This is a genomic window from Lacrimispora amygdalina (assembly GCF_003432035.1).
Classification (GTDB): Bacteria; Bacillota; Clostridia; order Lachnospirales; family Lachnospiraceae; genus Lacrimispora; species Lacrimispora amygdalina.
Window position 1 is genome coordinate 1 of the sequence record NZ_QOHO01000153.1, and the last position, 640, is coordinate 640.

Sequence of the window (640 nt, forward strand, 5' to 3'; positions counted from 1 at the left end):
AGGACTTTTTTTACAGCCCCTTTTCCCATTAGCCGGCTTTCAATATTCTGTTTTTCTGCCCCTTTTGTTTTTTATTATACCAAGTATCAGCATAATTGCAGAGACCAAAAGAGAGAGAGTAATATTGTTTGCGATTGGTACCAGCCCCGTTACAAGAAATAATAGTGTCAGCGCAGAAAGCACAGACAAAACGATTCGGGACCTGTGCCTGTAGACCATCTGTTCTGTCTCGTCGAGAGGCTTATTCTCATCCTCCACAGGTGCAAGAATAAAGATGACCGAACCTGAAAAAAGAAGAACAAGAATGCAGACGATGCTGCTTAACGGAAACCACTTTAACATACTCAGAACGATTACAATCAGAAGTACGGAAAACAGGTAGCAGTTTCGCTGTGTGCGTGCATGATAACCGCCCGCTACAGGGCGGATCAGACCGTAGGAGAGAATGAATACAACACTCTGCCACAGCATACCAAACAGCAGACCGATTAAAAATACACTGGCATAATTGAAAATATAGATACCACCCTGCCAGAATCCATAAGCATATAAATCCCGGTCCTCGCTGTTTATAATTTTCCAGTCTATTAATTTATCCGTTAGTGCATTTGCTAAATGTTCCATAATAATCTCCATTCCG

Annotated in this window: 1 protein-coding gene; it reads right to left on the reverse strand. The window is 41.9% G+C overall.

The genetic code is table 11. The features are described 5' to 3' along the window. Positions 1-39 precede the first annotated feature (39 nt). A partial coding sequence (locus tag DS742_RS28390; RefSeq protein ID WP_205692830.1) for an accessory gene regulator ArgB-like protein occupies positions 40-640 on the reverse strand: 601 nt, incomplete at its 5' end.